Here is a 24,074-nt window from a genome sequence, read left to right as displayed (position 1 = left end):
TACATGTTCACCGCCTACGAGGCCAACCGCCTCTTCCGCCAGGACTCCCTGCCCACACTCGACCTCGGCACCCCCAGCACGGGCGCCACCCCCCAAACCCTCACCACCGTCGAACAGGCCAACACCTGGTTCACCACCGAACGCCCGGTCCTCGAAGCCCTGCTGCACACCGCCACCGACCACGACCTCGACCGCCACACCACCGGACTGGCCTGGTCCCTCAAGGAACACCTCAACCGCCAGGAATACTGGCCCGAAGCCATCGCGGCCCTCACCCCCGCCCTGGAAGCGGCCCGACGCCGCGGCGACCGCGCCGAAGAAGGCCGCTGCCTGCGCCACATCGGCGGCGTCCACGGCTACCTCGGCCACCAGGAAGAGGCACTGGACCACCTGAGCCGGGCCACCGCGATCTTCGAAGAACTCGGCGTCGTGGACGAACAGGCCCGCGCCCACTACGGCACGGCGTGCGCGCTGTACCTCTTCGGCCGGATTCCGGAGGCCGTGGAGCACTCCGAACGCGGACTCGCACTGTCCCGGGAGACGGGGAACGAACTGTGGACGGCCGAGTGCCTCGTCGAACTCGCCTGGTTCCACGCCAACCTGGGGCGGCTGGAGAAGAGCCTCGCGCTCAGCGAGGAGGCCCTGGAGCTGTTCCGGCGCCTGGGCGCGCCGTGGCAGCGGGCCCAGGCCCAGGACGTCCTCGCCCACATCCTCCGCGGACTCGGCCGGTACGAGGAATCGGTGGCCACCTACCGGCAGGCGATGGAGACGTTCGGGGAACTGGGGGACCGGAGGAACGCCGTCGGCACGCTGATGCGGCTGGGCGACACCCGCCTGGCCATGGGCGACCGGGAGGCCGCCCGCACCGAATGGGCCCGTGCCCTCGCCGACGCCGAACGGCACGCCCTGTCCCGTACCGCCCAGGAGGTCCGGGACCGGCTCGCCGCCCTGGACGCCGAAGCGGACCCCGTGCCCGCCGCGCCGGACAGGGTCGCCGGCGGCCACCGCGTTCCGGACCCGCCGGGCGGTGTCCCCCCGCACGGTCACGCCCCGGCGGGGGGCGGCGACGCGGGACGGGTCCACGAGGACGACCGCACCGGGTGAACGGGGCCGGGACGTGGTCCCCTCCGCGTCGGCCGGGAGGGGACCACGTCCCGGTCGGTGCCCCGGCCCGCCGCGCCCGTCACCTGCGGAGAGCGCGGCCGGGCCGCCGTGGGTCACTTCGCCAGGAAGGTGAGCAGGGCGTCGGTGACTTCCTGGGCGTGGGTCCACAGCAGGCCGTGGGGGGCGCCTTCGACGACGACGTAGTCGGCGTGCGGGAGCGCCCGGTGGAAGGGCACGGCGGTGGATTCGATCGGCAGGATGCGGTCGGCGTCGCCGTGCAGGATGAGGGCGGGCACGTCGATCTTGGCGACGTCGGCGCGGAAGTCGGTGGTCCAGGTGTCCACGCAGGCCCGCGAGGCGTACCAGGAGGCGCCGGCGGCGGTGTTCCAGCTGTGGCGCAGGGCCTCCTCGCCGATGCGGGTGCCGAGGTTCTCGTCCAGGTTGTAGAAGTCCTGGTAGAAGGCGGTGAAGTAGGCGTACCGGTCGGCGGTGACGGCCTGCTCGATGCCCTCGAAGACGCTCCCGTCGACACCCTCGGGGTTGTCGTCGGTCTTGAGCAGGAACGGCTCGAGCGAGGCGAGGAAGGCGGCCTTGGCGATGCGGGCGGAACCGTAGGTGCCCAGGTAGGCGCCGACCTCGCCGGTGCCCATGGAGAAGCCGACGAGAACGGCGTCGTTCAGGTCGAGGGTCTCCAGCAGGGTGTTCAGGTCGGCCGCGAAGGTGGCGTAGTCGTAGCCGGTGGTCGGCTGGCTGGAGCGGCCGAAACCGCGCCGGTCGTAGGTGATGACGCGGTAGCCGGCCTCCAGCAGGGCGGCGGCCTGCTTCTCCCAGGAGTGGCCGTCGAGCGGGTAGCCGTGGATCAGCACGACCGGCTGTCCGGTGCCGTGGTCCTCGTAGTACAGCTCGATGTCGGTGGAGTTCTCCTGGCCGACGGTGATGAACGCCATGGTGATCGCTGCCTTTCGGTGGTGATGCGGTGAGGTGATGCGGTGGGGTGACGCGGTGCTCTTGCGGGGGGGCGGAGCGGACCGTCAGCGGACCGTCCGGGCGGCCTTCTCCACGATGCGGGCGACGGCGTCGGGTCGCGAGACGGACACCGCGTGCGACGCGTTGATCTCGGTGGTGCGGGCGTGCGCCCGGGCCGACATGAAGCGCTGGACGGCCACGGGGATGTTCTTGTCCTGGGTGGTGACCAGCGACCAGGAGGGGATCGTCTTCCAGGCGGCCTGAGTGGACTTCTCCTCCAGCGCGGCGGCGGCGACCGGACGCTGCCCGGCGGCCATGAGCCGCGCCTTGTCCGCCGGCACGTCCGCGGCGAACTGCTGGCGGAACTTGTCCGGCTTGATGTAGACGTCGGCGCCCCCGCTGCCGTCCGGCAGCGTGTACTCCACCGGCTCGACCGCCTCGCCCAGGGTGCTGCCGGGGAGCTTGTTCGTCAGTCCGAGCGAGCTCTCGCCCGCGTCGGGCAGGAACGCCGCGATGTAAACGAGGGCCTTGACCTTGTCCTCCAGCCCGGCGGCGGCCTGGCTGATGACGGTGCCGCCGTAGGAGTGGCCGACCAGGACCACGGGCCCGTCGATGTGGTTGACGACGCTGCGCAGGTAGGCGGCGTCGTGCGCCGGGCCGCGCAGCGGGTTGGCGGCGGCCACCACCGGGTAGCCGGCGTGCTGCAGCCGCGTGACGACGTCGTCCCAGCTGGAGGCGTCCGCGAACGCCCCGTGCTCCAGCACGATCGTCGGCCGCTCCTGGTGGCGGGGCGCGGCTCCGGCCACACCGGGAAGGGTGACGGCCGTGACGGACAGGGCCGCGGCCGCGGTGACTCCGAGCAGGGCCACTCGGCGGCTCGGGCGGGACGGGCGGGTGATGCGCATGGTGAAGGTCCTTCTTCTGGGTTGTCGGCCCTGGCGGAGGCGGTGTCGGGGTGGGCGGGGCCACCGGGAGGAGAAGCCGCGGCCCCTCGCACGCGGCCGGACGTACCGGCCCCGTGCGGTTCCGTGGAGGGAAAGGAGCCGGGATGTGCCGCGCGCCCCGGGAGGGGCGGTGCGTCGCCCGGCCCGGACGCGGTGACGGCGTCTTCTCCCTGTCCTACGCACGGGTGCCGGGCCCGGTTCACCCGTGTTGTCCGGATCACGTTTCACGACCGGGAGCGGGGGCGGGACCGGAAACAGGGGCCGGACCGGAGCCGGACGGCGGGGCCGACGGGAGCGGGGGCGGGGGCGGGGGCGGGGTCGGCCGAGGGGCCGGTGACGGCCGGCGGAACCGGTCCCGGCCGGCGCGGGCGGGGTCGGTCGGCGCGGGCGGTCCCGGCCGGCGTGGCCGATGGAGCCGGTAACGGCCGGCAGGGCCGGTGACGGCCGGCGGAACCCGTGCCGGCCGACGGCCGCGAGAAAGGGGCGGTCGGCGCGGCAAGAAGACGAAAAGGTTTGGCTAAGGCATTTCGCCCAGTGTGGGTCCCGCGTCCCCGTTCTCGCGGGAGACGACCTCACAGCACACCCGAACAGGACAGAGCGTCATCTATGAACGGGACCTTGGACACGGGGACCACCACCCTCGCCCCGCCCCCGGCGAACACCCGGCACCTCGCACAGGACAACGGCGGCGACACCGTCGTCGACGACCTCTACGGCCAGTACAGGCCCATGCTCCTCCGGTACGCCACGCGGCTGCTGGACGGCGACTGGCACAAGGCGGAGGACATCGTCCAGGAGACGGCGACCCGCGCCTGGAAGCACTCCCGGGCCCTGGACACCCGCGGCGAACACGTCCGGCCGTGGCTGTTCACCGTGGTCAGGAACCTGGTCATCGACCACCACCGGGCCCGCCGGACACGCCCCCTGGACCCGATGTCCGTCACGGGACCGGACGCCGTCCGGGACGACACGGACTCCACCCTCACCTCCCACGTGGTGCTCGAAGCCCTCCGGGAACTGAACGAGCAGCAGCGGACCGTCATCCAGCTCATGTACTACCGGGAGTGGAGCGTGGCCCAGACCGCCGAGCACCTGGGCATCCCGCCCGGCACCGTCAAGAGCCGCGCCTTCTACGCCATGCGGGCCCTGCGCAGGGTCCTCGAGGGACGGGGCGTGCTCGGCGTGTAACCCCGCACGGCCCCTACGGGATGTCCGGCGCGGGTCTCCGGGAGGGGCGCGTCCTGGTGCGGACCGCGCCCATGCTCGCCCCGACGACGAGGGCGATGGCGAGGGCGTCGGTGACGGCCAGGGCCTGGCCGAGGACGAGGAAGCCGGCCGCCGCCGCGATGGCCGGTTCCAGGCTCATCAGGATCGCGAAGACGGACGCGGGCATGCGGCGCAGGGCGAGGAGTTCCATGCTGTACGGCAGGACCGACGACAACAGGGCGACCGCGAGGCCCAGGCCGATCGTCGACGGCACGAGAAGCCTGCCGCCCGCCTCCGCGACGCCGAACGGCAGGGTGAGGACCGCGCCGAAGGCCATCGCGAGCGCCAGCCCGTCGATCTGCGGGAAGCGGCGACCGGTGCGGGCGCCGAACACGATGTACGCGGCCCACATGCCGCCCGCCCCGAGCGCGAAGGCGGCGCCCGCCGGGTCGAGCCGTTCGAAGCCCCCGCCGCCGAGGAGGACGACCCCGGCGAGTGCGATCGCGGCCCACAGCAGGTTCGCCCACCGGCGCGAGGCCACCACGGAGAGGATCAGCGGGCCGAGGACCTCCAGGGTGACGGCCGCGCCCAGCGGGATGCGGTCGGCGGCCTGGTAGAAGAGGGCGTTCATCCCCGCCAGGGCGGTGCCGAAGGCGACGACCGTGCCCCAGTCGGCGCGTCCGTAGCCCCGGACCCCGGGCCGGCAGACGACCAGGAGCACGGCCGCGGCGAGCACGAGCCGCAGGGTGACGACCCCGAGTGCTCCGGCGCGCGGCATCAGGAGGACGGCGAGGGAGGAACCGAACTGGACGGAGAGGCCGCTCGCGACGACGAGCGCGACGGGCCCGAACCGGCGGGACACCGACCTCTCCCCCACGGGACCCACGGGATGCGCGTCCCCTGCGGGACCTACGGACTTCGCGTCACCTACGGGACCTACGGGCCTGGCGTCCCCCAGGGGCCTCGCGTCCCCCAGGGGCCCTACGGGACCTAGGGGCCTTACGGAACCTAGAGGCCCTGCGGGATCTAGGGGACCTACGGGGTCTAGGGGACCTACGGGGCCCACAGGACCCACGGAATCCGCAGACCCCGAGGCCCCCGCACCGCCCCCCACGGACCCTCCCCGGTATCCGGGGCCCGGCCCGGCGGCCGCCACCGCCGCCGCTCCCCCGGGTCCCGCGCCGGCCGTCCCGGCCGGGATCACGCCCTTGACCGGACCGTCCACCCGCTGCTCCTCCACACCCACGCGCGCGTCCGCGCGCCACCGGACTCCGCCGGACCGGGCTTCCGGTCCGGCGCCGTGCGTCCCGGCGCACCGCCGGGACCACCCCTCACGCTACGGGCTCCCGCACGGCACCGGAAATGCCGGTTGTGCTGTGGTTATGCTCCGGACGCATGAGCATCGAGCTGCGCCACCTCCGCTGCTTCCTCGCCGTCTCCGAGGAGTCCAGCCTCACCGGGGCGGCCGCCCGGCTCCACGTCACCCAGCCCGCCGTCTCCCGTACGCTCGCCGCCCTGGAGCGCCACCTCGGCGTCCGGCTGGCGGACCGCTCCACCCACCACCTCGCCCTCACCGCCGAGGGCCGCGCCTTCCGGGACCGGGCCGCCGCCGCGCTCGCCGCCTTCGACGCCGCCGTGGACCCGGGCCTCCTCCGCCACCGTCCGCTGCGTCTCGGGCACGCCTGGTCGGCGTTCGGCCCGTACACCACTCCCCTGCTCCGGCGCTGGCAGCGCGAGCACCCCGACACCCCGCTCGAACTCCTCCGGGTGGACGACCGCACCGCCGGTCTCGTCCGGGGCGAGGTGGACGCCGCCCTGCTCCGGGGCGAGGTGGACGCACCCGGTCTGGTCACCGAGGAGCTGCTCACCGAACCCCGGGTCGCCGCCCTCCCCGCCGACCACCCGCTCACCGGCCGGGACCGGCTCGCCCTCGGCGACCTGGCGGGCGAGACGGTCGTCCTCAACACCGTCTCCGGCACGACCGCCCCCGCCCTCTGGCCCGCCGCCGCCCGCCCGGTGGTCACCCTGACCGTGGCCAACACCGACGACTGGCTCACCGCGATCGCCGCCGGCCGGGGCGTCGGGGTCTCCTCCGCCTCCACGGCCGCCCTCCACCCGCACCCGGGCGTCACCTACCTCCCCCTGTCCGACGCGCCCCCGCTGCCGGTCGTCCTGGCGTGGCGGGACGCGTTCCCGCACCCGGCGACGGAGGCGCTGGTGGCGACGGCGCGCGAGGTCGTCGCCGAGACCCGGGCCCGGTCCTGAGGAACGCGCGCGGGCCCGTCCCCCGGGGCGCGGCCGGAAACGTGACCGGGACGACGCCTCCGGCCGCCCGCGCCCGGAGGAGAGCGGCCCGGGGGAGGGAGCGGCCCGGAGGAGCCCCCCGGGGGGCGACCCGGAGGAGAACGGCCCCAGGGGAGCGGCCCGGAAGCGAGCGCCCCGAAAGCGAACGCCCCGGGCCCCCCGCCCGCCCCCGAGAAGCACGACCGGGACTACTCCCGGGCCCCCCGCCGCCCGGGGCCGGTCTCGTCGACGGCCTCCGCGAGCAGTTCCGCCAGGTGCCGGCCCCGGAGGTCCGTCAGGTCCCCGATCTGGGTGCGGCAGGAGAAGCCGTCGGCCAGGACGGCCGCTCCCGGGGGCGCCGTCCGCAGGGCGGGCAGGAGCCGGTCCTCGGCGCAGGCGACCGAGACCTCGTAGTGGCCCGGTTCGAAGCCGAAGTTGCCCGCGAGGCCGCAGCAGCCCCCCGCCAGTTCGCCCTCCAGGCCGGCGCGTTCGCGGAGGCGGCGGTCGGCGGCGTCGCCCAGGACCGCGTGCTGATGGCAGTGGGTCTGACCGGTGACGGGCCGGTCGAGGCGGGGCGGGGACCAGTCCGGGGCCAGGGTCTCCAGGGCCTCGGCGAAGGTGCGGACGGAGGAGGCGAGCCGGGCCGCCCGGGGGTCGTCCGGCAGCAGTCCGGGCAGGTCGGTGCGGAGGGCCGCCGCGCAGGAGGGTTCCAGGACCACGACGGGGAGGTCTCCCCCGGCCTCCATCACGTCCAGCGTCCGCCGCATCACCCGGCGCGCGGCCCCCAGCTGCCCCGTCGAGACGTAGGTGAGCCCGCAGCACACCCGCCCCTCCGGCAGCCGCACCCCCAGCCCCGCGTCCTCCAGGACGAGGACCGCCGCCCGGCCGGTCTCCGGGGACAGGTGGTCGGTGAAGGTGTCGGGCCAGAGGGTCAGGGCCGGCGGGCGGTCCGAGGCGCGTTCGGCGAACCAGGAGGTGAAGGTCCGCTCCGCGACCCTCGGCATCGTCCGCTCCGGCGTCACGCCCGCGAGGCGCGCCGCGAACGGCAGCCGGAGCCCCGCGTTCAGGCCCCGTCCGAACAGGTCCAGCCAGTGCGGGAGCCGTCCCATCGTCCAGTGCGAGCGCGGCCGGCGCAGCAGGCCGAGCGGGCCCGCGTGGTAGCGGTCCAGGAACTCCGCCTTGTACGCGGCCATGTCGACGCCCACCGGGCAGTCGCTGCGGCACCCCTTGCAGGACAGGCACAGGTCGAGGGCCTCGTGGACCTCCTCCGAGCGCCGGCCGCCGGTGATCACCTCCCCGAGCGCCATCTCGTGCAGCAGCCGCGCCCGTCCCCGCGTGGAGTGCCGCTCCTCCCCCGTCGCGCGGTACGAGGGGCACATCACGTCCGTTCCCGGGCCCCCGCTCTCCGTGCGGCACTTGGCGACGCCCACGCACCGGGCGGCGGCCCGCCCCACGCCCACCACCGGGAGGCCCGTGAACCGCAGCCCCTCGTCCAGCGGTCCCGGCCGGACCAGCATCCCCGGGTTGAGGCCCCCGTCCGGGTCCCACACGTCCTTGACCGCGCCGAAGAGGGCGACCAGCTCCTCCCCGTACATCATCGGCAGCAGTTCGGCCCGCGCCCGCCCGTCGCCGTGCTCGCCGGAGAGCGAGCCGCCGTGGGCGACCACCAGGGCGGCCACCGCCTCCGAGAAGCGGCGGAAGTCCCGCACCCCCTTCTCCGTCCACAGGTCGAAGTCGATCCGGACGTGGACGCACCCGTCCCCGAAGTGCCCGTACGGGACTCCCCGGAGGCCGAAGCCGGCCAGCAGGGCGCGGAACTCCCGCAGGTACGCGCCCAGGCGGGCCGGGGGCACCGCGCAGTCCTCCCAGCCCGGCCAGGCCTCGCTCCCGCCGGGCGTCCGGGTCGCCGTCCCCGCCGCGTCCTCCCTGATCCGCCACAGCGCCCGCTGCCCGGCCGGGTCCCGCACGACGGCCGCGTCCCAGGCGTCCGCCGCCCGGACGATCTCCCGGGCCGCCCCGGGGCCGTCCGCCTCCACGAACAGCCAGGCGCCGCCCCGGGGCAGCCCGGCGGCGTCCGGCACGAGGTCCGCCGCCATCCCCTCCACGGTCAGCGGCCGGTACGGCAGGAGTCCCGGCGCCGCGTCGGCCGCCGCGCCCTCGTCGGGGTACCCGAGCACCACCAGTACGGGTTCGGCGGGCAGCGGGACGAGCCGTACGGTCGCCTCCGTCACCACCCCGAGCGTGCCCTCGCTGCCGCAGAAGGAGCGGGCCACGTCCACGCCCCGCTCCGGGAGCAGCGCGTCGAGGGCGTACCCGGAGATCCGGCGCGGAAGGCCCTCCGGGTAGCCGGTCCGCAGCAGGGCGAGGTTCCGTGCCACCAGTTCCCGCAGGCCGGGCGGCGCGCCCCGCCCCTCCCTCCCGAGCGTCAGCTCCGCGCCCCGGTAGGTCACCACCTCCAGCGAGCGCACGTTGTCCGCCGTGGTCCCCCAGGCGACCGAGTGCGCCCCGCAGGCGTTGTTGCCGATCATGCCGCCGAGGGTGCAGCGGCCGTGGGTGGACGGGTCGGGGCCGAAGGTCAGCCCGTGCGGGCGGGCCGCCGCCCGCAGCCGGTCGAGGACGGTCCCCGGCCGGACGACCGCCGTCCGCGCCTCCGGGTCCAGGGAGACGATCCCGCCCATGTGCCGCGTGAGGTCGAGGACGACGCCCGTGCCCGTGGCCTGTCCGCCGATGGAGGTGCCGCCGCCCCGGGCGACCACCGGCGTGCCGTGCTCCCGGCACACCTCCAGGACCGCGGCGACGTCGGCGGCGTCGCGCGGGGCGACCACGCCGTCCGGGACGCGGCGGTAGTTGGAGGCGTCCATGCTGGTCAGGGCCCTTGCCGTGGGGGAGAAGTCGACCTCTCCCGCGACGGCGGAACGGAGGGCCGCGGCGAGTGCGGACGGATGCCCCTGGTGTCTTCCCACAAGACAAGGATGTCTCGTTCTTCGTCTCATCGGGCGGACATCCCGCGACCGTCCCCTCCCGGACCCGATACGCTCCGCCTCGTGGCCGATATCCAGATTCCCGCTGACATCAAGCCCGCCGACGGCCGTTTCGGCGCGGGCCCCTCCAAGGTGCGGACGGAGGCGCTGGACGCCCTGGCCGCCACCGGCACCTCCCTCCTCGGCACGTCACACCGCCAGGCTCCGGTCAAGAACCTGGTCGGCGAGGTGCGTGCCGGCGTCCGCGACCTCTTCTCGCTGCCCGAGGGCTACGAGGTGATCCTGGGCAACGGCGGCTCCACCGCCTTCTGGGACATCGCGACCCACGGACTGATCGAGAACAGGTCCCAGCACCTCACCTTCGGCGAGTTCTCCTCGAAGTTCGCGAAGGCCGCCAAGCTGGCTCCCTGGCTGGCCGACCCGACCGTGATCTCCTCCGACCCGGGCACCCACCCGGAGCCGGCGGCCGAGGCGGGCGTCGACGTCTACGCGTACACCCACAACGAGACCTCCACCGGTGTCGCCGCCCCGGTCAAGCGGGTCGCGGGCGCCGACGAGGGCGCGCTCGTCCTGGTCGACGCGACCTCCGGCGCGGGCGGTCTGCCCGTCGACATCACCGAGTCGGACGTCTACTACTTCGCGCCGCAGAAGTCCTTCGCGGCCGACGGCGGCCTGTGGCTGGCGGCCTTCTCGCCCGCCGCCCTGGAGCGCGCGCGGAAGATCCACGCGTCCGGCCGGCACATCCCGGAGTTCTTCTCGCTGCCGACCGCGATCGACAACTCGCTGAAGAACCAGACGTACAACACCCCGGCGCTGGCGACCCTCTTCCTGCTCAACGAGCAGCTCAAGTGGATCAACGGCCAGGGCGGTCTGGACTGGGCCGTGGCCCGGACGAAGGAGTCGTCCGACGCGCTGTACACGTGGGCCGAGGAGTCGAAGTACGCGTCGCCGTTCGTGACGGACCCGGCGAAGCGCTCGCAGGTCATCGGCACGATCGACTTCGCGGACGAGATCGACGCGGCGGCCGTCGCGAAGGTGCTGCGCGCCAACGGGATCGTGGACACCGAGCCGTACCGCAAGCTGGGCCGCAACCAGCTGCGGATCGCGATGTTCCCGGCGGTCGACCCGGCGGACGTGCGGGCGCTCACCGCCTGCGTGGACCACGTGATCGAGAAGCTGTAACGCCCCCTTCCCGTACGGAGGGCCCGGCACCGCGCGCGGTGCCGGGCCCTCCGGCGTGCTCCCCGTGCGGGGCGCGCCCGTCACCCGCGGCGCACGAGCCGCTTCCCGGCCATCACCAGGAGCGTGGCGCCGGCGAGGACGAGGAAGCCGACGGTGACGCTGCCCGTCCCCTTCCCGTCCGGGGGCGCGGAGGCGCCCGCCGGGGCGCTCGGGGAGGCCGTGGCGCCGCCCGGGGTCCCCGGGTCCGGCCGGCCGGACCCGGACGGCTCCACGCGCAGGACGCGGCTGTTCCTCCCCTCCGAGCCGAACATGAGGGCCGAGCCGTCCCGCGTGTACGTCACCGATTCCGCCTGTCCCTGGAAGGGGGCCCCCACCGGTGTGCCGTCGCCGGCGAGCCGCCCGTCCTTCCAGGCGTACTCCTCGGCGCTGAGGTAGCCGCGCAGGACGAGCCGGCCGCCGTCCGGAGAGAAGGCGCCGTCCGTCACCCACGGCACCTCGCCGACGCGCCGGAAGACGTTGGTGCCGGACTCGGTGAGCCGTTCGGGTCCGGCGTACAGGCCGCCGCCGTCCTCCTTCTTGCTCGCGATGTACACCCGGCCGGTCTTCGGGTGGACCATCAGGGCCTCGGCGTTGCGCGGTCCGTCGGCGTACTTCACGACGTACTGACGCGCCGTCACCTTCTGGTCCTTCAGGACCTCCGGTTCGGGGAAGCGGTAGATCCAGACGTGGTCCCAGGAGCCGTCGAGGTTGTCCCCGATGTCGCCGACGTAGATGTCGCCGTCCGGACCGACGGAGATCGCCTCCATGTCGCGGGGGGTGCCGATCCCCCGCATCGTCAGGGTCGCGACCGTCTTTCCCGTACGGGAGTCGACGCCGTATATCAGGGGCGCGTCCTGGTCGTTGTGCGTCCAGTAGATCCCGGGGTGGGCCCGGCTCGCGGCGAGTCCGCTGGACTCGGTGATCCGGGTGTCCTGGATCGTGAAGTCCCGGTCGGGCTCCTGCCCTTCGGCACGGACGGGACCGGCCGGGAGCAGCACCAGGGCCGCCGCCGCGCCGAGGGCGCACAGAGCAGATCGCATGCCCCCAGCCTGCCACGGGGCCGGGCCGGGCCGCCGACCGGTGAGGAGGCCGCCGTCCCGGCCGGGGCGGGCGGGGGCGCCTCCCCGGAGCGGGAGCGTCCGGTGTCCCGGATCACACCGGACCCCGGCGCACGGTCCGCGATGATATGACCATGCGTTTTCTGTTCGTCGGCGACAGCATGACCATCGGACGCGCCGGCGACTGGACCTGGCGCTACCGGATGTGGCAGCACCTGGAGGCGACCCTTCCGGGCGGGTACGAGATCGTCGGCCCGCGCCGGGGCCTGTACGACCCGGCGGCCCCGGACGGCCCCCACGACGGCGAGGCGTACGCCGCGCCGGACTTCCCCGCCCCCGCCCGCCGCCACCTGGCCGGCTGGGGCGAGGGCTGGCTGCACATGGCGCCCCTGATCGGGGAGACGGTCGCGGCGACCGGGGCGGACGTCCTGCTGGTCTCGCTCGGCCTGATCGACCTGGGCTTCTACACGAACAGCGACCAGACGGACGAGAACGTCCGGTCCTTCCTCGACGCCGCCCGCGCCGCGAACCCGCGCGTCCGGGCGGTCCTCCTCCCGGTCATCCCCAACGTCCGCGCCACGTACGACGCCCCCTTCGCCGCCGAGTGCGCCCGCTTCAACGGCCTCCTCGCGCGGGCCGTCGCCGGCCTGGACTCCCCCGCCTCCCCCCTCCTCCTGGCGACGGTCCCGGAGTCGTACGACCTCTCCGCCGACACCTACGACGGCACCCACCCGGGCCCCGGCGGCGAGCACAAACTGGCCGCCGCCTTCGCGGACGCGATGCACCGGGCGTGGGGACTGGGCGGCCCGTACGCGCCCCGGGGCACCGGGGGGCCGCGCGCGGAACGGTTCGCGACGGCGTAGCGGAGGCCCGGAGGGGCGTCACCGGCCCCCGGCCGGGCGGGACGCCCCGCCGGCCCTCTTCGCCCGCCCGCCGGACCCTTTTCCCGGCAAAAGGCGCACGGGTTTCCCGGCGGACGGCGCGCGCGTTTTCCGGCGGACGGCGCGCGGGCCGCTTTTAACACCCTCATAAGCACTCCTTAAGGGAATGCGGGGGCCCCGCGTGAAAGGCTTTCACCGCCTTCCCCCGGGTGTGTCACGGAATCCCGGGTGACCACGGAAACCGCAGGTCAGCAGCGCCCCGCCACCGGGGCGCGAGAAGGCGTGCCCGCAGCGAGAAAAGCCGGAAAGGGTTCCCGTGCGCCGAAGAAGTCCGATCCTCCTGACAGCCGCCCTGCTGTGCGCCACCGGGCTGGCCGCCCTCCCGTCGGGAACCGCGGCGGCGGACCCCGCGCAGCCGACGGAATGGCGGGAGGTCTTCTCGCCGGACGGCTCGGTGAACAAGGTGCGGATACCGAAGCAGGCCACGCCCCCGGCCACGCTGTCCGACACCCGCGCGGCCGCGAACACCGGGGTGACCGCCCTCCAGGAGACCGGCCCGTCCGACTCCCGGTTCGACGTGGTGATCATGGGCGACGGCTACACGGCCTTCGAAGGGGACCTGATGCGCCGGCACGCCCGGGCGCAGTGGGACGAGATAGCGAAGACGGAACCGTGGAACGCGTTCCGCGGCTCCGTCAACGTGTGGCTGGTCGACGTCGTCTCCCGCGAGTCCGGCGTCGACAACGACCCCGGCCCGGGCGTCAACCGCGACACCGCGCTCGACATGTACTTCAACTGCGGCGGCATGGACCGGCTGCTGTGCCTGAACGAGTCCAAGGCCAGGAACTACGCCGCCCAGGCCCCCGGGGCCGACGCGATCATCGCCATGGCCAACAGCACCAAGTACGGGGGCGCCGGTTACAGCAGCCTCTCCACCGTCTCCGGCGGCAACCAGAGCGCCAGCCGCATCGCCATCCACGAACTCGGCCACTCCGTCGGGGGCCTGGCGGACGAGTACTACACGCCGGGCACCACGTACACCGGCGGCGAGCCCGTCGAACCCAACGTCACCACCGATCCGCGCGGGACGAAGTGGGCGTCACACCTGGGGAAGAGCACGCCCGACGGGGGCGTCATGGGCGCCTTCGAGGGGGGCCACCAGTTCGAGCACGGCATCTACCGGCCGTCGCAGGACTCCCTCATGAGGAACATCGCCAAGCCGTTCAACCTCATCGGCCTCGCCGCGATGGAACGGGCCATCGGCTCCAAGATCAGCGGCACGCCCGGCCCCGGCCCCGGCCCCGCGCCGGCGTGCACCGGCCACACCGTCACGCGCACCGGGAAGCTGTCTACCGGCGGCTCCGCCTACGAGCCCGGCGGCTCGTCGTTCCGCGCCGGCACCGGCACGCACCGCGCCTGCCTCTCCGGCACCGGCGGCACGTTCGGCCTCCAGCTGCTGAACTGGAACGGTTCCACCTGGCGGGTCGTCGCCACCAGCGGGCCCGACGGCACGCTGACCCACCAGGGGACGAGCGGCTACTACACCTACCTGGTCACGTCCGGCTCCGGGTCCGGGACGTACACCCTGGGCTACACCGCGCCCTGACCCCCGCGTCGCGGACCCCGGGGCCACCGGACGGCCCGGGGGCCCGCGACGCCGGCGTTCCCGGGGCCCGTCACCAGGCGAAGGCTCCCGGGGACGGGCCCGGTCCGGGGAAGACCTCGTCCAGGGCGGGCAGGAGCTCCTCGCCCAGCTCCAGCTCCAGGGCGCGCAGGGCGCCGGCCGGCTGCTCCGGGGGGCGGGCGCCGACGATCGGGCCGGTCACGCCGGGGCGGGTGAGGAGCCGGGCCGGACCGACCTCACCGGGGGCGAGCCCGTGCTTGTCGAGCAGGTCCTCGTACGCCTGGAACTGCGCGCGCACACCCGGCGCGGCGAGCGTCTGGGCGGCCCGGCCCTCCGTACGCCGCTTGCCCTCGGCCCCCTGGCGCGGCGACCCGAAGAAAAACACGGATCACCCCACCCCAGGATGAAACATCGGACGAAGACGCCCTCTGAGACAGTCCGCGTCATGGCGACGAAGACGATCACCGGTCGGCTCATCGGGTATGCCCCCGTCTCCACCGATGACCAAGAAGCACAGCTTCACCTCGACACGGTGCTCTTGCGGGGTGCGCCCGCATCTTCGAAGACAAGGCCAGCAGGAAGAACACCGACCGGCCGGAACTGACGGCCGCACTGGACTATGCCCGTCCGGGCGACGTCCTGTGCGTATGAAAGTGGGGCCAGTTCGGCCGGTCGCCCATCAAGGACCGCGCGGACTGGACGGGAGCAACCAAGGCGCAGGGCCGTACCGGCGGCCGGCTGTCCGTGGCGGACGAGGACGTACTCACGGTGGTCCGCGCCAGGAAGGTCCAGGGGAAAGCATCAGCGCCCTCACCAAGGCCTTCGGCATCTCCCGCGCCGCCCCGCTGTACTGGCACCTGGGAGAGAGCACCTGAGGCAGGCGCACAGCAGTTCAGGCAGGTCCTCGGTTCTACGCCGTGGCCCTTGTCGTACGTGGACGTACAACACTGCCTTACTCGACCCGCACCACCATGGCGAACGACGTACAGATCCGCCGGAAGCCACGGTGGTTGCTCAGGCCGGTGTGGCTCATGCACTCGACGTCGACCGCCGCACTGTCCGACGAAGGCTCCGCCTTCCACTTGCAGTGCAGGCACTCCGCTTCGAAGGTCACGTCCGTGTCCGGATGCTGCGTGATCCGGTGAGCCACGAACCGAAGGGTGGCACGCGCCATCAGCGTCCCCCGTGCTTGCGCCGCAGGTGGGCACGGAGGGCCACGTTCACATCCGAAGCCTTCGAGTGGTCGCCCACAGAGGTGGCGTTCGCCCTGTTCACCGCGAAGCCGAGGCACTCACGGCAACCCGACACGGGGTCCGGAGGGGGAGACGGAAGGGACAGGTGTACGGGTCCCGACATGGTGGTCTGTTCGCTGCTCATCTCGTACGCCTCCCGTGCGCTCTCCGATGGCACGGCATCCTTGCCCGCTGACCGGGAGCGATTCCAGGTTCAGTCGCGTACTGGACTAAAGATCAGGAACGGAACGCCATCGCCCACTCAGCCAGCCGTTCCCGCGCGGCTTCGCCGAAGAGGGCGCACTCGTCGTAACCGGCGAATTCATCGAGGTACATCCGGACGTCTCTCGGATCGCGGAACACCATCACCCCGGCCGTCGTCTCCACCGTGGCCAACCGTTCGTCGTACACCGTGAAAGTGTCCAGCGGGCATCCAGGCAGGCGCGTCTCGATCGGGAGCACGCCAAGACGCACGTTCGACAGATGGGTCAGGGAAGCCAGCCGGTCGAGCTGTACCGCCATGGCATCCGGGGAGACGAACGGGGAGCGTGCCGCCTGCTCGGTGACGATGAAGGTGAACTTCTTCCGGCGGTCGTACAGGACCTCCTGCCGCTCCAGCTTCCTCGCCACGGCCTTGCTGTGGTCTCCGGGGATGTGGGCGAGGCTGGCCCTGATGTACTCCGGGGTGGAGAGCAGGGCCGTGAGCATCGAGAGCAGGAAGAACCGGAACTCCGTCGAAGACCCTTCGAGCCCGGCCAGCTCAAGCTGCTTCTTGTCCAGACCCTTCCGCCGCATCGACCGTGCGTCCTGCCACTCCGCGGCGGCGATGCGGGCCAGCGCGGACACCTCCGCGACCAAGGCCGGCGGGGCGTCCAGGGCCTTGAGGATGCGCTCTGTGTCCACCAGGGACGGGCGCACCTTCCCGCTCTCGATCCGGCTCACCTTCGACTGCGACATGTTGCAGCGCGCGGCGAGCCGGTCCCCGGAGAGACCGGCCTGCTTCCGCAGCTTGCGCAGTGTCGCGGCGAGTTCCTGGGAGGACTGGCCGAGCTGCTCGGGCTCGAACGTCACTCGGTCACGTACTCCAGGAACGGGACCGATTCCGCGATGGCGATGCGCTGGTATTCGAGGAACGGGGCGGGGTCACCTTCGTACAGCTCCCGCTCGATCTGCGTACCGTCGGCCTCGTACTTCATGAGGACGACCGTCGAGCGGTCGAACATCCAGAAGTCCTGGACGTCGGGGAGCGGGTTCGGCCGGTCGGTGATGTCGAGGATGCGGATGTCTTCCCCCGCCGGGGCCTGGTGCCGGTAGTACCGCTCGAACTCGAACCGCAGGTAGTCCGTGAGGGGCCGGGTGACGACGTGGACGCGGCCTACGCTGCGGGTGCGGACCATGGCCGTCCACGCGTCCTCGTACGGTCCGGGGAAGCGGGCCCCCGCCTTGAAGGCGGCGAACTCTTCCGCTTCCTGCGGTACGAGGTACTGCGGCAGGGTCTCAAGCCGCCAGGCTTCGGTCTGGAAGGTCTTGAACTTGTCCGCCCAGGCTTCACCATCCAAGAGCACGGACGGCCTCCCTCAGGACTTCCTCCGGGATCTCCACGAGTCCTTCCCCGGCAGACGGGGTGAAGGCAGTGGAGACGTCGCCCTGGACGACGAACGAGCCGGACGCGGTGCGGTAGACGTTCGGGCAGTCACCCTGCCCGCAGTTGCCACCCTCGGTGTTCCCGGTGAGCCGTGTGAGTTCTTCGCGCGCCATGCTGAACCCCCTCTTACGAGCCCTGTGCGGGCCGGTCGCCTCGACCGTACGAGCGGCGCCGATGCTCCGTCCATGCGGAAACGCGACCATGCGCGTTGTCGCATAAACGGGCGGTCGAGTGGTCGGCTCTTGCTTCGAGTGGGCTCGAAGCAGTTGGCTTGTGCCCCATGAAGTACACGCAGCTCGGACGCACCGGACTCAAGGTCAGCCGACTCGTCCTCGGCACGATGAACTTCGGACCCCAGACGGACGAAGCCACCAGCCACGCCCTCATGGACACGGCGCTGGACGCGGGGCTCAACTTCTTCGACACGGCCAACGTGTACGGATGGGGCGAGAACAAGGGACGGACGGAGGAGATCATCGGCTCTTGGTTCGCCAAGGGCGGCGGCCGTCGCGACAGGACCGTGCTCGCCACCAAGGCGTACGGGAACATGGGGCCCGACGGCGAGGCCTGGCCCAACCACGACAAGCTCTCGGCGCTCAACATCCGCCGCGCGGTCGAGGGCAGCCTCAAGCGGCTCGGCACGGACTACATCGACGTCTACCAGTTCCACCACGTCGACCGCGCCACCCCCTTCGAGGAGATCTGGCAGGCGATCGACGTCCTGATCCAGCAGGGCAAGGTCCTCTACGCCGGTTCCTCCAACTTCCCCGGCTACAAGATCGCCCAGGCCAACGAGGCCGCCGCCCGGCGCGGCGCGGTCGGGCTCGTCAGCGAGCAGTGCCTCTACAACCTCTTCGAGCGGCGCGCCGAGATGGAGGTGATCCCGGCCGCGCGGGAGTACGGCCTCGGGGTCATCCCCTGGTCGCCGCTGCACGGCGGGCTGCTCGGCGGCGTCCTGAGGAAGGAGACCGAGGGCAAGCGGCGCACGGAGGGCCGCGCGGCCGCCACCCTGGCCGATCCGGCGGTCCGGGCCCAGCTCCAGGCGTACGAGGACCTGCTCGACAAGCACGGCCTCCAGCCGGGCGAGACGGCTCTGGCGTGGCTGCTGACCCGTCCCGGTGTCACCGGTCCGATCGTCGGGCCCCGCACCCCGGAGCAGCTGGCGGGCGCGCTGGCCGCTCTGGAGCTGGAGCTGAGCGAGGAGCTCCTGTCCGGCCTCGACGAGATCTTCCCCGGGCCGGGCCCGTCTCCGGAGGCCTTCGCCTGGTGATCGGGCAAGACCTCGTGCGCGCGGCCGCCGCCCGTTCCGACAGGGCGGCGGCCCCGCCTCACACCGGCACCGAAGTGCCCGCTTGGCCGTGCCGAAGAAGTGGAGCCCCGCGTCCAGCGCCGTGTCCATGAGGGCGTGGCTGGTGGCTTCGTCCGTCCGGGGCCCGAAGTCCATCGTGCCGAGGACGAGTCGGCCGGCCTTGAGTCCGGTGCGTCCGGGCCGCGTGTACTCCATGGGACACCGGCCAACGCCCTGGAGTGCGCTCGAAGCGAGCGCGTTCGCGACGCGCCCGCGCGACGCGGCTACTGACCGGTCACCGACGCCACCGCGACGATCACGAACATCAGTACGAGCACACCGGCCATGATCCGGTTACGGGTCTTCGGGTCCACCCGTCGAGGTTAACCCGGCCGCCCCCGCTCCCCCTCGGCCCCCTCGCCTCCGAGCGGCCAGCTCCCGATCCCCTCGTACCGGGGCCGTTCCCCGGGCACCCCGCCCGACGGCAGGACCGACCGGACGAGCACCAGCGCGCCCGCCTCCCACCGGCCGCCCTCGAAACCGGCGAGCGCGTCCACGAAGGGGCCCGGCTCCACCGCGTCCCCCCGGGCGCGGCCGACCGTCAGGTGGGCCCGGTACCGGCGGGGCTCCCCCAGGGCGACGCCCGCCCGGCGCGCGGCCGCGCCGGACCGCTCGGCGAGCAGCCGCAGCGCGTCCAGGTCCCCGGCGACCCCGGCCCACAGCGTCCGCCGGCCGAAGTGCCCGCCGCCGCGCAGCCGCAGCGGGAACGGCGGGGTGCGGGACGCGGCCCGTTCCAGCCGGGCCCGCAGCGCGGGCAGCGGGGCCTCCCCGACCTCGCCCATGAAGACGAGCGTCAGGTGCCACCCGTCCCGCGGGGTCCAGCGCACCCCGTCGGCCCCGGGCAGCCGGCGCAGCCGGTCCACGGCCCGCCCCAGCTCGTCCAGCCGCTCCGGGGGCGGCAGCACGGCGGCGAAGAGCCTCATGGGAGGAGTCTGGCAGGCCGCGGCCGCCCGCACCTCCCCTCCCGGCTCCCGGCTCCCGGGCACGCCCGTGCCGGTCCTGCCGGACCGCGCGTTCGCCGAAAAGTCGTACGACTAGCCTCGTGGGCATGAAGATCCGCAGGGGTGGACCCGAAGACGTGCCCGTGATGCTCGCCGTCCTGGACAGCGCCGTGGTGTGGCTCAACGGCAGGGGGATCACCGCCCAGTGGGGCACCGAGCCGTTCACGGCACGCCCCGCCGCCGTACGGCAGGTCGAGGAGACGGCCGCCGAGGGCGACGTGTGGATCGCGGAGATCGACGGCGTACCGGCGGCGACGATGACCCTGACCCCGCACCCCGGCGAGCACGTGCCGCGCGCGGCGGAGCCGGAGGTGTACGTGCGCCTCCTGGCGACCGACGCCCGCTTCCACGGCCGGGGAGCGGGAGCGGCCCTCCTGGAGCACGCCGCGGCGGAGACCCGGCGCCGGAACGTCCGGCTCCTCCGGGTGGACTGCTTCGCGGGCGGCGAGGGCCGCCTGGTCGCGTACTACGAGGGGCGGGGCTTCACCCGGGCCGGCACCTTCGCGGTGGGCGACTGGCCGGGCCAGATCCTGGAGCGGCGCTTCTGACGGCGGCCGGGAGGGGCCGGGGCGGACCCCGGCCCCCTTCCGGCCGTCGTCCCGGGGCCACGCCGCAGCCCCGGGGCCCGTCGTCCCGGGGCTACGCCGCCGTGGTCAGGCGCTCCCGCGCCGTACGCGGCACGAACCGCACCCGCGGGTGGCCCCGCCCCCAGCCCAGGGCGACCCTGAGCCCGCCGATCCGGGCCAGGACCAGGCCGACCACGACGGCCGCGAGCAGCGAGATCACGCCGCCCGTGGCGAAGCCGATCCGGGCTCCGTAGGCGTCGGTGACCCAGCCGAGGAGCGGCGCGCCGATCGGCGTGCCCCCGGCGAAGACCATCATGTAGAGGCTCATCACCCGGCCCCGCATCGCGGGGTCGGTGGCCATCTGGACGGCCGAGTTCGCGGTGATGTTGACCGTGAGGCCGATCATGCCGATCGGCACGAGCAGCAGGGCGAACAGCCAGAACGCCGGCGACAGGGCCGCCGCGATCTCCAGGACGCCGAAGACGCCGGCCGCGACCACCAGCATCCGCAGCCGGGTCGAGCCGCGCCGGGCCGCCGCGAGGGCGCCCACGAGCGAGCCGGCCGCCATCAGGGTGTTGAGGAAGCCGTACGTGCCGGCGCCGACGTGGAAGACCCCGTCGGAGAAGGCGGTGAGCCAGATCGGGAAGTTGAACCCGAAGGTCCCGATGAAGCCGACCAGCACGATCGGCCAGATCAGGTCGGGCCGCCCGGCCACGTACCGCAGGCCCTCCCTCAGCTGGCCCTTGCCGCGCGGGGCGCGCTCCACCTTGTGGAGTTCGCCCGTCCGCATGAGCAGGAGGCTCACCAGGGGCGCCAGGAAGGACAGGCCGTTGAGCAGGAAGGCCCAGCCGCTGCCCACCCCGGCGATGAGGACGCCGGCGACGGCGGGGCCGACGAGCCGCGCGGACTGGAAGTTCGCCGAGTTCAGGGAGACGGCGTTGCGCAGCCGGTCGGGGCCGACCATCTCGGAGACGAAGGACTGCCGGGCCGGGTTGTCGACCACCGTCACCATGCCGAGCAGGAAGGCGATCAGGTAGACGTGCCAGACCTGGACGTGCCCGGAGAGGGTGAGGACGGCGAGCGCGAGGCCGCAGAGCCCGAGGGCGGCCTGGCTGAAGAGCAGGAGCCGCCGTTTCGGGTAGCGGTCGGCGATCACTCCGCCGTACAGGCCGAAGAGCAGCATCGGCAGGAACTGGAGGGCCGTCGTGACGCCGACGGCGGCGGCCGAGCCGGTGAGGCTCAGGACCAGCCAGTCCTGGGTGATCCGGGCCATCCACGTACCGGTGTTGGAGACGATCGCTCCGGTGAAGAACAGCCGGTAGTTCCGGATCGAGAGGGAGGAGAAGGTCCCCCCGCGGCGGGTGTGGGTATCGGAATGATGGACGGGGGCGGAGTCTGCTCCGGTTCCCGTACTCAAAGTGCGTCGCCTCCTCGGCTCGGGTCTACAGGTGTGCGAGCTTCTCCAGGACGGGAGCGGCCGCGCGCAGCTTGGCCCACTCGTCCTCGTCCAGGCCCTCGGCGAGCGCGGCCAGCCAGGCGTTCCGCTTGCGGCGGGACTCCTCGAGCATGGCCTCGGCCTGCTCGGTCTGGCTGACCACCTTCTGCCGGCGGTCGTCGGGGTGCGGCTCCAGCCGGACCAGTCCCTTGGCTTCGAGCAGCGCGACGATGCGGGTCATCGAGGGCGGCTGGACGTGCTCCTTGCGGGCCAGCTCGCCGGGGGTCGCGGAACCGCAGAGCGACAGGGTGCCGAGCACCGACATCTCGGTGGGGCTCAGCGACTCGTCGACGCGCTGGTGCTTGAGGCGTCGGCCCAGCCGCATGACGGAGGAGCGGAGCGCGTTCACGGCCGCGACGTCGTCCGCGGCGCCGTGGGACAGGTCAGGCATGTTCCTTAGCCTAACTCATTACTCTGTCTAATTACCAACGGAAACGGGCCGGCGTCGCACGGATCACACCGGAGGCCGCCCGCGCGCCTCCCCCGCCGCGCCGCGCCCTCCCGCGCCCCGCCCGCCGCGCCGTTCCCCCGCGCGCGTACCCGCGGGGCCGGGCGTGCCGGACGAGGCGACCGGGCGGCCGTTCCCACGCGCGCGTGTACCCGCGCCCGCCCGCGACAACACGCACGGCCCCGGATCACGCTCCGGCATCCATGTATCACCCGAACGAGTGAGTCAGATCCGGAAAGTGACGCGGAAGGGCCCCGGCGCCCCCGACCCTGACGGCATGGGATCGACAGTGCTCAGCCTGCGCATCGACGGTGAGCTGCTCGACCGGCTCAGGAGCCACGCCGCGAAAAGAGGAATGAGCGTCCAGGACTACGTGGTCCGGACGCTCATTCGCGAGGATTTCGACGAGCGGTTCCAGACCGCCGTCGACGAGACGGAGAAGTTCTACGGGGACGGGGAGGGGGCGGAGCCGGGGTCGCCCGGCCCGCCCCGGGATCACGTGAGGCCGAGCGCCGGCATCGCGTAGTAGAAGACGAACACGGCCGACACCGCGTACATGGCGGCGGGGACCTCACGCCCCCGGCCGGCCGCGAGCCGCAGCACGCTGAAGGCGATGAAGCCGATGCCGATGCCGTTCGTGATCGAGTACGTGAACGGCATCATCAGCATGGCCAGGAACGCCGGCACCGCGATGGTGAAGTCGCTCCAGTCGATGTCCTTCACCGAACCGGCCAGGATCAGGAAGCCGACCGCGAGCAGCGCGGGGGTGGCCGCCTGGGACGGGACCATCGTGGCCAGCGGCGTGAGGAACAGCGCCACCGAGAAGAGACCGCCGGTCACCACCGAGGCGAGACCGGTGCGCGCGCCCTCTCCGACCCCCGCCGTGGACTCCACGAAGCAGGTGGTGGCCGAGGAGGAGGACGCGCCGCCGGAGGCGACGGCCAGGCCGTCGACCAGGAGGACCTTGTTGATGCCGGGGAAGTTGCCGTCCTCGCCCATCAGCCCGGCCTCGTCGCCGACGCCCAGGATCGTGCCCATGGCGTCGAAGAAGCAGGACAGCAGCACGGTGAAGACGAAGAGGACGCCCGTCAGGACGCCGACCTTCTGGAAGCCGCCGAAGAGGCTGAACTGTCCGACCAGGCCGAAGTCGGGCGACGCGACCGGGTTGCCCGGCCACTCCGGGGTGGTCAGGCCCCAGGAGGGGATGTCCGCCACCGCGTTGATCACCATGGCCACGATCGTCATGACGACGATCGAGATGAGGATGGCGCCGGGCACCCTGCGGACGATCAGCGCGAGGGTGAGCAGCGCGCCGAGGACGAAGACGAGGACCGGCCAGCCGGTGAGGTGCCCGCCGGTGCCGAGCTGGAGCGGGACGGTGGTGTGCGCGGCGTCGGGGACGCGGGAGACGAAGCCCGAGTCGACCAGGCCGATCAGCATGATGAAGAGGCCGATGCCGATCGCGATGCCCTTGCGGAGGCCGACCGGGACGGCGTTCATCACGCGCTCGCGCAGACCGGTCGCGACGAGCAGCATCACGACGAGGCCCGCGAGGACGACCATGCCCATGGCGTCCGGCCAGGACATCTTGGGCGCGAGCTGGAGCGCGACGACCGTGTTGACGCCGAGACCGGCGGCGAGGGCGATCGGCACGTTGCCGATGACGCCCATGAGGAGGGTCGAGAACGCCGCCGTGAGGACGGTGGCGGTGACGAGCTGGCCGCCGTCGAGCTGGTGCCCGTACATGTCCTTGGCGCTGCCGAGGATGATCGGGTTCAGCACGATGATGTAGGCCATCGCGAAGAAGGTGGCGAAACCACCCCGGACCTCGCGGGCGACGGTCGAGCCGCGCTCGGAGATCTTGAAGAAACGGTCGAGTCCGGAGACCGGTTCGGGGGAACCGGACGGCTCGGGGGACGGGGCCTCGGCGGCGGCCGTGGTGCTCATGGGAGTCCTTGTAAGCGGTATCCGTTTGGCGGTTCGTACGAAGGAAACCCGCCACAGGCAAACCGTTTCAGTATGAACACATGAACGAGCGAGCGTCCATCTCCGCGCGTAGACAAGAAATCCG

Annotated in this window: 22 protein-coding genes and 2 pseudogenes; 9 read left to right on the top strand and 15 right to left on the bottom strand. The window is 73.0% G+C overall.

What is annotated here, in order from left to right; genetic code table 11:
* The coding region (locus ACZ3IL_RS25190) for a tetratricopeptide repeat protein (protein ID WP_467393677.1) at positions 1 to 1,104 on the top strand (1,104 nt) is incomplete at its 5' end.
* Positions 1,105 to 1,217: 113 nt separating this feature from the next.
* Here the strand turns inward: ACZ3IL_RS25190 and ACZ3IL_RS25185 are convergent.
* Entirely contained in the window at positions 1,218 to 2,051 is an 834-nt protein-coding gene (locus ACZ3IL_RS25185) for an alpha/beta fold hydrolase (RefSeq protein WP_467393675.1), read from the bottom strand.
* Positions 2,052 to 2,135: 84 nt separating this feature from the next.
* Positions 2,136 to 2,975, bottom strand: coding sequence for an alpha/beta fold hydrolase (locus ACZ3IL_RS25180; RefSeq protein ID WP_467393673.1), 840 nt, complete (start codon positions 2,973 to 2,975; stop codon positions 2,136 to 2,138).
* 657 nt (positions 2,976 to 3,632) lie between these two features.
* On the opposite strand from ACZ3IL_RS25180, the gene ACZ3IL_RS25175 reads away from it, so the two are divergent.
* Positions 3,633 to 4,202: a sigma-70 family RNA polymerase sigma factor gene (locus tag ACZ3IL_RS25175; RefSeq protein ID WP_467393671.1), complete on the top strand. Its 570-nt coding sequence runs from the start codon at positions 3,633 to 3,635 to the stop codon at positions 4,200 to 4,202.
* Between the two features lie 13 nt (positions 4,203 to 4,215).
* Here the strand turns inward: ACZ3IL_RS25175 and ACZ3IL_RS25170 are convergent, their stop codons facing one another.
* Positions 4,216 to 5,106 (bottom strand): EamA family transporter, encoded by an 891-nt coding sequence (locus tag ACZ3IL_RS25170; RefSeq protein WP_467393669.1) that lies wholly within the window; start codon positions 5,104 to 5,106, stop codon positions 4,216 to 4,218.
* Between the two features lie 509 nt (positions 5,107 to 5,615).
* On the opposite strand from ACZ3IL_RS25170, the gene ACZ3IL_RS25165 reads away from it, so the two are divergent.
* On the top strand, positions 5,616 to 6,485 hold the full coding sequence (locus ACZ3IL_RS25165) for a LysR family transcriptional regulator (RefSeq protein WP_467393667.1): 870 nt from the start codon (positions 5,616 to 5,618) through the stop codon (positions 6,483 to 6,485).
* A 227-nt stretch (positions 6,486 to 6,712) separates the two neighbouring features.
* Here the strand turns inward: ACZ3IL_RS25165 and ACZ3IL_RS25160 are convergent, their stop codons facing one another.
* Positions 6,713 to 9,496 carry an FAD-binding and (Fe-S)-binding domain-containing protein gene (locus ACZ3IL_RS25160; protein WP_467393665.1) on the bottom strand — a complete coding sequence of 928 codons (2,784 nt, stop codon included), beginning with the start codon at positions 9,494 to 9,496 and terminating at the stop codon, positions 6,713 to 6,715.
* Positions 9,497 to 9,547: 51 nt separating this feature from the next.
* On the opposite strand from ACZ3IL_RS25160, the gene serC reads away from it, so the two are divergent.
* Positions 9,548 to 10,666 carry a phosphoserine transaminase gene (serC, locus tag ACZ3IL_RS25155; protein WP_467393663.1) on the top strand — a complete coding sequence of 373 codons (1,119 nt, stop codon included), beginning with the start codon at positions 9,548 to 9,550 and terminating at the stop codon, positions 10,664 to 10,666.
* An 80-nt stretch (positions 10,667 to 10,746) separates the two neighbouring features.
* On the opposite strand, the gene ACZ3IL_RS25150 is transcribed toward serC, so the two are convergent.
* A complete protein-coding gene (locus ACZ3IL_RS25150; RefSeq protein ID WP_467393661.1) occupies positions 10,747 to 11,745 on the bottom strand; it encodes a WD40 repeat domain-containing protein in 999 nt (332 codons plus the stop codon).
* A 152-nt stretch (positions 11,746 to 11,897) separates the two neighbouring features.
* Between ACZ3IL_RS25150 and ACZ3IL_RS25145 the strand changes: the two genes are divergently transcribed.
* Positions 11,898 to 12,626: a GDSL-type esterase/lipase family protein gene (locus ACZ3IL_RS25145; protein ID WP_467393659.1), complete on the top strand. Its 729-nt coding sequence runs from the start codon at positions 11,898 to 11,900 to the stop codon at positions 12,624 to 12,626.
* A gap of 334 nt (positions 12,627 to 12,960) precedes the next feature.
* Positions 12,961 to 14,250 (top strand): M64 family metallopeptidase, encoded by a 1,290-nt coding sequence (locus ACZ3IL_RS25140; protein ID WP_467393657.1) that lies wholly within the window; start codon positions 12,961 to 12,963, stop codon positions 14,248 to 14,250.
* Between the two features lie 70 nt (positions 14,251 to 14,320).
* Here ACZ3IL_RS25140 and ACZ3IL_RS25135 read toward each other — a convergent pair.
* The 5 genes and pseudogenes from ACZ3IL_RS25135 to ACZ3IL_RS25115 form a co-directional block, all read right to left on the bottom strand.
* Positions 14,321 to 14,626, bottom strand: a pseudogene (locus ACZ3IL_RS25135) (aldo/keto reductase); the annotation flags it as partial.
* Positions 14,627 to 15,220: 594 nt separating this feature from the next.
* Positions 15,221 to 15,442, bottom strand: a complete 222-nt coding sequence (locus ACZ3IL_RS25130) for a DUF7848 domain-containing protein (protein ID WP_467393655.1) — start codon at positions 15,440 to 15,442, stop codon at positions 15,221 to 15,223.
* A 295-nt stretch (positions 15,443 to 15,737) separates the two neighbouring features.
* Positions 15,738 to 16,571, bottom strand: a complete 834-nt coding sequence (locus tag ACZ3IL_RS25125) for a helix-turn-helix domain-containing protein (protein ID WP_467393653.1) — start codon at positions 16,569 to 16,571, stop codon at positions 15,738 to 15,740.
* A complete protein-coding gene (locus ACZ3IL_RS25120) occupies positions 16,568 to 17,065 on the bottom strand; it encodes a DUF6879 family protein (RefSeq protein WP_467393651.1) in 498 nt (165 codons plus the stop codon). Before ACZ3IL_RS25120 ends, ACZ3IL_RS25125 begins: the two co-directional genes overlap by 4 nt.
* Complete coding sequence (locus tag ACZ3IL_RS25115; protein WP_467393649.1) at positions 17,049 to 17,258, bottom strand: hypothetical protein; 210 nt, start codon at positions 17,256 to 17,258, stop codon at positions 17,049 to 17,051. The genes ACZ3IL_RS25120 and ACZ3IL_RS25115 overlap by 17 nt, the downstream gene beginning before the upstream one ends.
* 167 nt (positions 17,259 to 17,425) lie before the next feature.
* Here ACZ3IL_RS25115 and ACZ3IL_RS25110 point away from each other — a divergent pair, with 167 nt between their 5' ends.
* Complete coding sequence (locus tag ACZ3IL_RS25110; RefSeq protein WP_467393647.1) at positions 17,426 to 18,415, top strand: aldo/keto reductase; 990 nt, start codon at positions 17,426 to 17,428, stop codon at positions 18,413 to 18,415.
* 84 nt (positions 18,416 to 18,499) lie between these two features.
* On the opposite strand, the pseudogene ACZ3IL_RS25105 reads toward ACZ3IL_RS25110, so the two are convergent.
* Positions 18,500 to 18,649 (bottom strand): annotated as a pseudogene (locus ACZ3IL_RS25105) (aldo/keto reductase); the annotation flags it as partial.
* Positions 18,650 to 18,816: 167 nt separating this feature from the next.
* Entirely contained in the window at positions 18,817 to 19,416 is a 600-nt protein-coding gene (thpR, locus tag ACZ3IL_RS25100) for an RNA 2',3'-cyclic phosphodiesterase (RefSeq protein WP_467393645.1), read from the bottom strand.
* Between the two features lie 125 nt (positions 19,417 to 19,541).
* Here thpR and ACZ3IL_RS25095 point away from each other — a divergent pair, with 125 nt between their 5' ends.
* On the top strand, positions 19,542 to 20,042 hold the full coding sequence (locus tag ACZ3IL_RS25095; protein WP_467393643.1) for a GNAT family N-acetyltransferase: 501 nt from the start codon (positions 19,542 to 19,544) through the stop codon (positions 20,040 to 20,042).
* A gap of 91 nt (positions 20,043 to 20,133) precedes the next feature.
* Here the strand turns inward: ACZ3IL_RS25095 and ACZ3IL_RS25090 are convergent, their stop codons facing one another.
* Positions 20,134 to 21,477, bottom strand: coding sequence for an MFS transporter (locus tag ACZ3IL_RS25090; RefSeq protein ID WP_467393641.1), 1,344 nt, complete (start codon positions 21,475 to 21,477; stop codon positions 20,134 to 20,136).
* 25 nt (positions 21,478 to 21,502) lie between these two features.
* Positions 21,503 to 21,946 carry a MarR family winged helix-turn-helix transcriptional regulator gene (locus ACZ3IL_RS25085; protein ID WP_432086844.1) on the bottom strand — a complete coding sequence of 148 codons (444 nt, stop codon included), beginning with the start codon at positions 21,944 to 21,946 and terminating at the stop codon, positions 21,503 to 21,505.
* Between the two features lie 334 nt (positions 21,947 to 22,280).
* Here ACZ3IL_RS25085 and ACZ3IL_RS25080 point away from each other — a divergent pair, with 334 nt between their 5' ends.
* Complete coding sequence (locus tag ACZ3IL_RS25080) at positions 22,281 to 22,529, top strand: hypothetical protein (protein ID WP_467393638.1); 249 nt, start codon at positions 22,281 to 22,283, stop codon at positions 22,527 to 22,529.
* On the opposite strand, the gene ACZ3IL_RS25075 is transcribed toward ACZ3IL_RS25080, so the two are convergent.
* The gene (locus ACZ3IL_RS25075; protein ID WP_467393636.1) at positions 22,499 to 23,950 is read right to left on the bottom strand and encodes an NCS2 family permease; all 1,452 of its coding nucleotides are present in this window, start codon (positions 23,948 to 23,950) and stop codon (positions 22,499 to 22,501) included. The two genes, ACZ3IL_RS25080 and ACZ3IL_RS25075, sit on opposite strands and share 31 nt — an antisense overlap.
* Between the last annotated feature and the right edge of the window lie 124 nt (positions 23,951 to 24,074).

The organism is Streptomyces sp. NPDC014907 (genome assembly GCF_055562975.1).
Note: the sequence above shows the minus strand (reverse complement) of the source record. Positions and strands in the feature narration are given on the sequence as shown.